5 protein-coding genes are annotated in these 10,893 nt (G+C 67.5%); 1 reads left to right on the top strand and 4 read right to left on the bottom strand.

All coding sequences use genetic code 11. The annotated features are described in order from the left end of the window. Positions 1 to 38: 38 nt before the first annotated feature. The gene (locus Pph01_RS40870; protein ID WP_239117386.1) at positions 39 to 1,751 is read right to left on the bottom strand and encodes a T6SS phospholipase effector Tle1-like catalytic domain-containing protein; all 1,713 of its coding nucleotides are present in this window, start codon (positions 1,749 to 1,751) and stop codon (positions 39 to 41) included. 822 nt (positions 1,752 to 2,573) lie between these two features. On the opposite strand from Pph01_RS40870, the gene Pph01_RS40865 reads away from it, so the two are divergent. Continuing rightward, on the top strand, positions 2,574 to 3,953 hold the full coding sequence (locus tag Pph01_RS40865; RefSeq protein ID WP_204078643.1) for an MDR family MFS transporter: 1,380 nt from the start codon (positions 2,574 to 2,576) through the stop codon (positions 3,951 to 3,953). A 306-nt stretch (positions 3,954 to 4,259) separates the two neighbouring features. Here the strand turns inward: Pph01_RS40865 and Pph01_RS40860 are convergent, their stop codons facing one another. From Pph01_RS40860 to Pph01_RS40850, 3 genes are read right to left on the bottom strand one after another with little or no spacing between them, the layout of a single operon-like run. Further along, complete coding sequence (locus Pph01_RS40860) at positions 4,260 to 4,517, bottom strand: SAM-dependent methyltransferase (RefSeq protein ID WP_204078642.1); 258 nt, start codon at positions 4,515 to 4,517, stop codon at positions 4,260 to 4,262. Between the two features lie 10 nt (positions 4,518 to 4,527). Beyond that, positions 4,528 to 5,016 carry a hypothetical protein gene (locus Pph01_RS40855; RefSeq protein ID WP_204078641.1) on the bottom strand — a complete coding sequence of 163 codons (489 nt, stop codon included), beginning with the start codon at positions 5,014 to 5,016 and terminating at the stop codon, positions 4,528 to 4,530. After that, complete coding sequence (locus Pph01_RS40850) at positions 5,013 to 10,784, bottom strand: RHS repeat domain-containing protein (protein WP_204078640.1); 5,772 nt, start codon at positions 10,782 to 10,784, stop codon at positions 5,013 to 5,015. Before Pph01_RS40850 ends, Pph01_RS40855 begins: the two co-directional genes overlap by 4 nt. Positions 10,785 to 10,893 lie beyond the last annotated feature (109 nt).

The following is a 10,893-nucleotide window of genomic DNA, read 5'->3' as shown; positions in this document are numbered from 1 at the left end:
CCGACGAGGTGGTTGCGCGAGCGAATCCTCGACCTGCGCTAGACGACGTTCTCGGCGGAGACCGGCCGACGCCTCCGGCGCGTTGGAGTAGGCGCAGCGTCGGGCCGAGAAGCTTCACCTGCGACCTCCTCAGCGGAGGGTACAGCTGCCTGACCGCCTCGCCGCCTGGTACGTGCGGGAACGGTTCGCAGCTCCTCGCTGGACATCCTTGTCACGGTGAGTTGCACGCCGCCTCGGTTGTTTCCGTAGAAACCCCATGCGTCGTTGGCGAACGCGTAGAAATACCCGCTCTTCGTCACCTGGCAGCACGTGCCGGAACCGATGGCGATGCGCTCGTGAGCCCTGAACTCACCGTCGACGGATATCGCATCGTTGGCCACGACGCCGACAAGCGACATCCACGGCATGTCCTCTTCACGGCGTGCACCGATGAAATCCGCAACCTTGTTCCCGGTCGCCATCCGGAACAGGTTCTGGCCTTGACCCAGCAGCGTGCCCACGAGGCGGACCTTCTCGACCAAGGGGTTGAAACGACGCAGACCTGTCGTACCGGCGGGACCTGACAGGATGTCGGCGTCCCGCCATTGGCCCTCAGCGGTGAAGCGGTAGTCGCCGGGTTCAAGGTAGAGCCCTGTCTCGTTCCACGCCTGGTGGGCGAACACCTCGATCGTCTTGCTCTGCCCTGGAGCGAGCACCTGGGTGGGGCGGTACGGCCCGCTGGTGATGGGCGGGTTCTTGTAGCGCACATACACCGAAGTATGGAGAAGGCGGCTCGGCGCGTTGGGGTCGATCCGGGGCACAGCACGCGGCCGCGGCTGAATGATGGGCTCCAGCATCGGCTTGAGCGCCGAGTCGACCAGCGGCTCAAGCACGCCGACCACGCCGCGCTCGTCGTCATGCATGACGTCGAGCGGATTGGGCTCGATCTGGTCCTCCACGGTCGTCATGTGGAAGCCGATCTTGACTGCATCGCGCGCTTCGTCGATCATCCACCGCAGTGCGCCGTCGCTCAGCCCCTTCTGAAGGTGGCCGCCGCCAACGTCTTTGTGGCTGCCGGGGAACCACACCTGCTTGACGTCCTGTCCCGGCGCATACGGCTCAGACCACAGGGCAGGTGTGTACGGGCTGCGGCGCTCATCCATGGCCACGGCGTGGCGGGCGTACTTGATGTGCGGATTGAGCCGCAGGTCGTGGAAGTTGTGTTGGCGGAGCGGGTCCAGGAGATTGAACCAGCCCATGTAGTCCGGTACGCCGAGCGCCCCGACGGTGTCCCACACCCCGATGAAATGCACCGGAATATGCTCACGATCTTCCGTGTCCCAGCGGAAGGTGAGCCCGTCACGCCAGTGGGGATCGCGCTTTCTTTGCCGGTATCCGCGGTTGTACAGATCGTTGATCTGAGGCCAGAGCGCGGCCTCGTCCGTTTTCGTAATGTCAATCAGCCCGCACGCGGAGATCATTCCGGCGAGACTGCGAGCGGTGTAGGCCCCACGGCTGAAGCCGAACAGCGCGATGCGGTCCCCCGGCTCGTACCGAGCAGCCAGCCAGAGGTAAGCGTCCATGACATTGTGGGACAGACCAAGCCCTACACCACCTCCCAGCAGCCTATTCCGCAGAGTTCCTACCCCAGGCTGGTAGTAAGCCAATTGGGGGATGCCGTCTTCGCCTCTCTCCGCGAGGGCGTTGTACAGCCGGCGCACATTGGTGACCGACTCGTCCTCTGGCGTATTCCAGGTGCCGTCGCAACACATGATGAGATGACGCATTAATCCCCCAGCATTCCCCCGAGAAGCCTCCTGAAGGCTGCCATCCCATGGTTCCCGAGTGAGGCCACACAGAAAACGCCCACGGAAAATCAACGCCGGCGTTTCACCTGATCACAGCGGTGAGGCGTTGACCGCACCGGAGCACGCTGATCACACCTTCGTCCCCCATGTCCTGCGGCGATCAGAGCGCTGTCACCGGCGGTCCGCGCGCCGGCACGGGCCTGATTATCACTGGTGCGCGCCCGTCCGTCCTTGGGGGCACCCTGATCGACGTCACTCTCACCGACGGCGGGGACGACCGCACTCCGCTACTCGCCCGACCAATCTGGGAAACCTGGTATCGCGGTGTCCCCACGACGCCAAACCAGTAGGCCCATACACCGCGCGAGGAAACACGGCACCGACCGCATCTACTGCCAGAGCAGGAGCGGATGGTATCGACCCGGGCCTTGCCCTTCACTACGGATTAAGTGGTGTTGGCAGCAGGGTCGGGGAGTGGGAAGCTCCCCCATGCGTCCGCGACGCGAAGCACTACCCGGTGTACGGCGACGCAGACGCGGAGATCTCCGCCGCCGGTGAATCCGGGTGACATTTCGCATCACTTGCCGGGATGCTGGGCACGGGCGATGAGTTTTGTCGGTGGCGCCGGTCAGTCTTTGCATGACCACACCTTCTTGTGAGACCCAAGGCTGGGACGCCAGCCATGACCACGTCATGTCCGACAACCCCCAACGAGGTGCCGTGTCCACCCCACAGCTTGACTCACCTGCCAAATCCGCGACGGCCGTTTCAGGGCGCACCCCGGACGTGATCAGGCTGCTGGTGCTCGCCACGTTCGTGGTCATCCTGAACGAGACGATCATGATCAATGCGATCCCGCGGCTGATGGGCGCTCTGCACATCACCGAGCAGACCGCGCAGTGGCTCTCGACCGCTTTCATGCTGACCATGGCCGCTGTCATCCCGATCACCGGGTGGTTCCTGCAGCGGGTGTCCACCCGTCACGCGTACGCCACCGCGATGGGTTTGTTCATGCTCGGCACGGCGTTGGCCGCCGTCGCGCCGTCGTTCGCAGTGCTGCTCGGCGCCCGCATCATCCAGGCGTCCGGGACGGCCGTGATGATGCCGCTGCTGATGACCACATTGATGCAGGTGGTGCCGCAGGAAGACCGGGGCCGCGTGATGGGCAACGTCACCCTGGCCATCTCGGTCGCGCCCGCAATGGGCCCGGCGGTCTCGGGGGTGATCCTCCAATTCGGGTCCTGGCGGCTGCTGTTCGCCGTGGTGCTCCCCATCGCCGCGGTGATCACATGGCGCGGCCTGAAGCAGCTGAAGAACGTTGGAGAGCCCCAGTTCGGTGCGATCGACTGGTTGAGCGTGGTGACCGCCGCCGCCGGCTTCGGCGGCCTGGTCTACGGGCTCAGCCGGTTCCAGGGCGGTGACGTCGGCGTTGCCGCCGCGATCGTGGCGGCCGGCCTGGTCGCCATCGCCGTCTTCGTCGTCCGCCAGCTTTCGTTGCAAAGGCGCGGCGTGCCGCTGATGGACCTGCGTACCTTGCGCCACCGCACCTACACGGTCGCGCTGATCCTGATGTCGGTGGCCTTCATGGCGATGCTCGGTTCGATGATTTTGCTGCCGCTGTACCTGCAGAACGTCCGCGAGCTCAGTCCCCTGGAGACTGGACTCCTCGTGATGCCGGGCGGCCTCGCAATGGGGCTGCTCGGTCCGACCGTCGGCCGCCTGTTCGACCGGTTCGGCGGCCGGGTTCTGGTCATTCCAGGCGCGATCGGAATCACGCTCGCGCTCGCCGGCTTCACACAGGTCACGATGACCATGCCGTTCTGGCTACTCCTCGGTCTGCACGCGCTGCTCATGGTGAGTCTGGCCGCGACCTTTACCCCGGTATTCACTCTCGGGCTCGGAGCGGTTCCCCCGCAGCTCTACTCCCACGGCAGCTCCATCCTGAGCACGCTGCAGCAGGTCGCCGCGGCCTTCGGCACCGCGCTCGTGATCACCGTGATGAGCGCGCGAGCCGATGTCCTGAGATCCGCGGGAGCCTCAGAGGTGCTCGCCAACCTCGCAGGCATGCGGCTGGCCTTCATCATCGGCGCGGTGCTGTCCTTGGGTGTGGTCGTCACCGCCCTGCTCCTACCGGCCCGAGCGGAGCTCGAAGAACCCGGCCGATGAAACGGGTGTGACGGTGGTGGAGCGACATGCTTCCGCGATTCAGCGGGCTGGTTGATCACCGAGCGACAACACTGGCATGTCGCGCCGGGCCGGTCGCCGTCCAATGGATCTTGCTAACGCCGTTGTCAACAACGTCCCTGCTGCTCTTCGCGCTGTCCGGCACGGTGATCGCCCGCTTCTCCGGCCCGGCGGCCGTGGCGGTCGCCAGCGATCCCGCTGTTCGCCATGATCGTGGCCAACCGCGTCAACGGTGACCACCCAGACAAGGATCATGACCGCGGCGACGGCGGGTGACGTTCGGCCGGGTCAGGGCTTGCGCGCCATGCCCGCCCAGTAGAAGGCCGGGCCCTCGTCGATCGCCGGGGCGTCGTCGGGGCGCCAGTCCTTGACCGGCACCACGCCAGGCGCGACCATCTCCCAGCCGTCGAAGAACCGCTCGACCTGCTCGCGCACGCGGGGCATCAGCGTCATGCCGCCCTGCCTCGCGGCCGCCCTTACCGCGGCCATCGCCTCCGGGTCGAAGTCCCAGCCCGGGTGCGTTCCCGAGCCCGAGGCGGTCGGCATCGGGGACGGGTCAATCGCGCGGGCACGTCCCGACGGCGTCCCCGGTGCGGCAGGTGATCGGCGCGCCCGCGCTGGACCAGCAGTAGGCGACCCCGTTTAGAGGGCTCAGAGGTTGGAAGTACGCGGCGTACCCGGTGACCCGATGGTTGGGGAAGGAGAGTCCGGCGACTCCCTCCCGCCGGGTGACGCTCGCGCGCCCGTCGGCATCGGTGTCGGCGTAGAACAGGGCGTCGGTATGCGCGTTGTCGTCGCCGACCAGGTTCACCGCCAGCTTCACCTGGACGCCTGCCAGGGGCCGCCCGTCGCGGGTCAAGCGAGCGCTGACGGTCAGCGGGGCACGGGTGTCACCGACCTCGACCGCCTGAACCTGCAGCGTGGTCCCGGTACACCTGGTGCCGCAACCGCTGACTGTGCTGCCCCCGGCGGCCAGCAGCAGGGCGATCAGGCCGGCGGCCCGTCGGTGGCGTACCACCGGCGGGCCGCTGGATGAAACCGTCAACAGATTCCTCCTCCGGAACTGCCGGTGTCGAGCTTCGGCGAGTGATCGCCGGAGTACGGCCAGGCGGCGTACGCCAGAATGTTGAAGACGAAATCGTCCACCTCGCCGCCCGGGTCCAGCATGGTGATCAAGCTGGGCCGGCCGCCGGGCACAGTGACCGCGTTGGGCACCTCCTCCGCCAGTCCGGGCACGGCGGTGACCGTGATGTCGGCGATCGGGATGCCCCAGTCCGTCAAGGTGAACTTGTCCACGCTCTGGTGCTGGTCGTCGTAGCGATGGAAGTACACGCTGTCGTAGAGGCGGGTCAGGTTCAAGTGCTCCTGGAAGAAGTCGGGCCCGACGATCTTGTCGATCCTGAGGTACAGATCGATATCCAGGTCGAGGTGGACCCCGGCCATCGAGATGCCGGCGGTGCCGAACGATCCGTCAAAGCCCAGGAACAGGTAACCGAGTTCGCGCGGCAGACTGCCGAACAGCGAGTCGGTTCGAATGTTGCCGGGTTGCAGGTTCGCGGTCCGCACGTCCGTCAGGTCGAAGGTGATGTTGCTGATCCAGCTGTCCTTCACCTCCGCATGTCCGTAGAACCGCCCCTTCACCAGGCCCAGGCAGTTGAAGAAGGTGATGTCGGGGTCGGGCTGAATCCTCGGCACGCGTAGATGCAGGTTGCCGATCATCTTCAGCTCGTCGGTCTTCGGCGTGGAGGTGATCGCAGCGATCTGAGTCGTGGGGTTGAACCCGACATCGGTCAGGTGGCCGAGGTTGGTGATGTGCAGTTCGAGGTCGTCGGCGCCGATGATTCCCGGATTGAGGTTCTTCACCATGTTCGCTTCGACCTGGACGTCGGCATCCAAGGTGTCCAGGCCGTCGTTCGCGACGTAGTGCAACGTCGGGATGTTGTCACCCTGGGTGCTGCCGAAGCCGTTCGCCTCGACGGTCATGTCGGTGGGTACGTCGCGCAAGGCCACCAGGCCGGTCGCCGGGGCCCCGTTGAAGGTTCCGGTGGCCCGGAGCGACAGCGAGTTGATCACCGCAGAGTCCTTGACCGTCACCGACGTGGGCGAGCCGACCGTTCCGCTGATCGCCAGACTGCCCGGGATCGGATCCAGGTGAGCCAGTGCGCTGGTCGAGCCGAAGATCGGCACCTGGTCGGCCTGCGCGTGCACGTCCAGCTTCCCGGCCGACGGCACGTCCGAGTGATAGGCGATGTCCAGCGTCCCGGTCAGTTTGATCGGGCCAAGGGTGAAGGTGATTCCTGAAGGTAGATCAGTCAGGGTCGCCTCGGCCTTGATTCGGCTCGGCGGGGACTGTACGAAGACCGAATCGTCAACGTACAGGGTGAGCGCGTCGGCGCGGGGCTGGTACCCGGCGAAGGAGTAGCTGCTCTTCGTCGGATCTATGGTCAGCTGGGTCGGCAGGCCTGAGACGTTGATGATGCCGGTCAGACCGAAGCAGCCGTGGTCGGTGGTGCAGAACGGACCACCGTCCGCACAGCCGCCCGCCCCCTTGGCGCAGCCGGCGTCGACCACCGAGGCGCCGTTGTCGTAGCGCGGTGCCTGAAGCCCGGTCAGCGCAGCTACCTTGCCCAGCCAGAACTGGACCTCGACGTCCAAAGTGTGGTCCGCCGAGTAGGTGATCACGCCGCCGGTGGAGGTGAAGGTCACGCTGCCCGGGATCGGCCCGATCCGGCCGAGGGCCGCGTACCTGGTGTCGTCCACGCCACCGGCCGACAGCACCACGTCGCCGTCGAGCGCGATCGTCTGCTGTGCGGCGTGGTAGCTCGCGGTGATGGAGGATCCGCTCTGGTTGAACCCGGCGTCGGACAGGCCGGTGATGGAGGCACTGCCGTCCAGATTGCCACTGGTCTGGTTGTAGTGCGCGGCCAGGTGCGATCCCTTCGGGGCGAGCGCGTCGGCATGGTTGGTCACGGCGAACGTGGCCTGGTCAAGCGTGGTACCCGGCGCGGCCTTGAAGGAGTAGGTGCCATTGCCCCAGTCCGCGTCGAACCGGGACGGTATCCCGCGCACGTCGGCGAAGGCCGACCAGGTCCGGCCGCCGTACGGCACATGGGCCAGGAAGGAGATCGCCGAGATCGGCGAGGACATGGTGGTCTCGGAGTGCTTGGCCGGAAGGTCGACCAGGACGTCCGCGGTGGCGGGTACGCCGGTGATCGAGGCGGTCAGGTAGCCGGTGTCCGCATTGGTCACGGTGACCGCGATCGAGTCCACCGGCGCGGAGTCGCGCACCGCGATGGTGGTGCGGTCGCCGATCGTGCCGGTGATGTCCACCGTGGCGGGCAGGTTGCCGACCACGGCCCGGCCACGGACCACCCGGAAGGTGGTGTCGGTGGTGGCCAGGTCGGCGTCGAAGCTGAGCGTGCCCAGCGGTGCCGAGGCCGCGTAGCGGAAGCGTATCGACCCGCCGCTGACGTCCACCGGACCCACCGTCAGGTCGAGCGCGGAGGGCAGCTCCGAGAGGGAGGCCAGCGCCCGTACATCCGGCAGCTTGTCCACCAGTCCGGTCAGCCGCAGATACGTCTGGAGCGGCGCCGACGGAGGGTGATAGCCGGTGAGTTGAACGGTCCGCGCGCGGGTGTCCACATCCAGCTTGGTGGGCAGCCCCGGCAGGTGCACGGTGCCGACCACGCCGAGGCAGCGGGCGAAGGCGGTGCAGAACACGCTGTCGTCCTTGGCGCAGCCCGCCCCGGTGTCGCAGCCACGGCCGACCAGGGCCACCCCGTTGTCGAAGAGCGGCGCACCCAGACCGGAGAGCGCGGCCACCTTGCCGACCTTGGCGGCGATGGTCAGCCCGAGGTTGCCCGTCGCGGTGTAGCTCAACTTGCCGTCGGCGAACGTGGTTTGGATGGTGTTCGGCAGTCCGTCCACCCTGGCTGCGGCGGCCAGCTCGGTGTCGTCCGCGCCGTTCGCGGCGAGCACGACGTCGGCGTCCACGAAGACCGGGTCACCGCCGGTGTCGGTGTCCAGGCGGAAGGTCTGCCCACCGCCGGCGTGCGCGTACTCGACCCAGGAGAGGTCGCGGACCGAGACGCTGCCGTCCAGGTCGCCGGTGGTCTGCCGGTAGTGCACGGCCAGATGCAGCCCGGTGGGGGCGAGTTGGCCGGCGTGGTTGGTCACTGTGAGATGGGCCGAGCCGAGCGGCCCGGAGAGGCCGCGGAACCGGTAGGTGCCTTCGGTGAAGTCCGCGTCGAAGTGGGCAGGCACCCCGGCGAGATCGGCGCCGGCGGTCCAGTCCCGGCCCGCGAACGGCACCCTGGCCACCACATTCAGCCCGGTCAACTCATCGGACTGGGTGCCTTCCAGGTGCCTGGCCGGCAGGTCGAGCAAGAAGTCCATGGTCTCGGGCAGCCCGGTCGCGGCGGCGGAGAGGTAGTGGTCCTGCTGCGGGCGCAGCGTCTCCACATGGTCCAGGCTGGCGAAGACCTCGATCTTCTGGAGCGGGCTGCTCGCCTGGTACTGCAACCGCGGTTTGTCGACCAGCTCGTAGGAGAGGGAGATCTTGGCCGGCAGCTCGCTCACGGTGGCGAACAGCGTCGGACCTGTCGCGGTGTTGGTGTAGGCAGCGAACACCCGGTGGATCACCGAGCTGGTCTGGTAGTCGAGTTTGCGGGCCGCGGTGTCCACGTCCAGGGACGCGGTGGCAGGCAGGTTGGAGATCTCCAGCCGGGCCTTGTGCAGCCCGCCGAGGTCACCGGCCGCGATGAACGACTGCCCGCCGGGCTCGAAGGTGGTGGACAGCCTCGGGTGCCCGTCGTAGTAGGCGTCCACCTGGCGCAGGCCCGTCACCCGGGCGGAGACGCCCAGCGCGTCGCCGGCCGTGACGATGGTGGCGTGGTCCCCGTCGTAGGGCACGAACGAGCCGAGGTTGCGGGAGATCGCCACGGTGGCCTGGTCCAGCGCCTGAGCGCCGGTGAAGGTGACGTGGCCGGCCTTGGTGTCGGCCGCGAGATTGACCGCGGTGGGAATCCCGCGCAAGGAGCCTCGGCCGACCAGGCCGCCGGCCTTGTCGTACACATCGACGTCGAGCGCGGCGAGCCGGCTGGTGGCGGTGTAGTCCAGGCTGACGCCGGTGTCAGTGTTGGCCAGCGCGGCGTTGAACGCGGTCGGGATGCCCGCCGCCGTGGCCTGCACCGCGTTGACGAGTCCGGCACCGGCGTACCCGAAGTCGGCGAAGAGCACTTTATCGATGCCCGATGAGGCCTGGTAGTTGAGCACGGCCTTGCCGCCGGGCGGCCGGGTCAGGGTGGCCGAGACCTGGGTGGGCAGGGTGTCCACGGCGAGCTGGGTGAACTCGTCGACGCCGTCGCGGTTGCTCAGCACCTGGGTGTCCAGATGGGTGGTCTTGTCGCTGGTGGAGTCCACCACGACCTTCTGGTCCGTGGTACTGCTGCCGGGGTCGATCCTGGCGTGTGCGGTGAAGAGCGAAGGCACCGGGGAGAACCGGGCGCTGGCCACGGTCGGTTGGTACGGGTTGCCCGCATCGTCGGCGGTGACGTTCGCCAGTCCGGCGGTGATCGCCAGCGCGTCGCCGGCTCCGCCTTGCAGCAGCCGGGCGTTGATGTCGTAGACACCCCGGGCCAGTTCGATCGGGTTGAAGGTGAACAGGCCGAGCGTGCCGGTAGGCAACGTGGTGCCCCGGCGCAGCCCGTCGAAGCCGACCGAGACCCGCTTGTGGGTAGGCAGGTCATAGACCGCCCAGACGTGCGCGGGCAGCGGCTCGCCGGCCAGCTCGCTGGTGGGCAACCTGAGTTGCAGCAGGCCGACACCGAGGTTCACCAGGTCGAGCAGGGCCTGCGTCTTGTCGGTCAGGGCGGTCTGCAAGTCCGATATCAGGCTGGTGAGTTGCAGCTTCTCAACGAGCAACTCGGGGTGCAGGATGACCTGGAGAGGGTCGCTCAGCAGGTCGTTTACGACGTTCAGCCGGTTCTGCACGGCGGTGAGCTGCTGTTGCACGTCCAGCAGTGCCTGCGCGGCGGCGACCACATCGCCGGGGGCGGCCACCGGCACCAGGTCGGCGAGCACGTCCGGGGTGTGGTCACCGGTCACGTCCAGGATGGCGGGGACGGCCAGCGGCAGGGTTAACGAACAGGAGACCTGCTTGGTGGCCGACTCCGAGCACATCCGGTAGGTGATCCTCGGGATGCCGTCAGGCAGCTTCTGCAGCAAGGCCAGCGGGTCGACGGGCAGTGGGGGCGGGATGTTGCCGCTGGTGAGCGCGGTGGTCAGGTCCTGCAGGGTGGCCGGGTGCGCCGGGTCGATGAACTGGGCCGAGGCGACCTGCGGCTGGAGCTTCCGGGCGTCCAGGTCCGGGGTACCGTTCGGCTGAAGTCGGCCCGCGCGGCCGAGCGTCGCGGTGGCGTCGGCCGCAGTGGCGTCGACGAGTTCCTGGGCCGGGTGCAGTGGCATGGTCAGCGGGCTGGGTGTGACCGGCGGGTTGGGTACCACCGGCGCTCGATCGATCGCGACGGTGCCGGGCTGTGGGTCGACGGCAGGCAGCGGGGCGATCGGCTGCAGGGCCTTGTTCGGGCCACGGTCGACGGCCACCGATCCGGCCGGCGGGTTGACCGGGTCGACCGGCGTGAGGTTCTGCCTGAGCTCCGCCGATTTTGGTGCCAGCTGCGGCTGAGCGGTGTCCGTGGACGCTGCGGCTGTGGCCGTGGTCGGGGTCGGGGTCGGGGAGACCGACGCGGACGCGGTCACCGCCGGGGCGGGGTCCGCGATCGCCTGGCCTGACCCGACGAGTTGGCCGGTCATCAATACGATGCTGAGCGATCCGGTCAGGAGTAATCGACCCAAGGTCGCACGATGGCGCATCTGACGCATGGTGAAAAACTCCCTCTGTCGGCCGCCGAGCGATACCGGG

The sequence above is a fragment of the Planotetraspora phitsanulokensis genome, from assembly GCF_016863295.1.
Taxonomy (GTDB): domain Bacteria; phylum Actinomycetota; class Actinomycetes; order Streptosporangiales; family Streptosporangiaceae; genus Planotetraspora; species Planotetraspora phitsanulokensis.
Note: the sequence above shows the minus strand (reverse complement) of the source record. Positions and strands in the feature narration are given on the sequence as shown.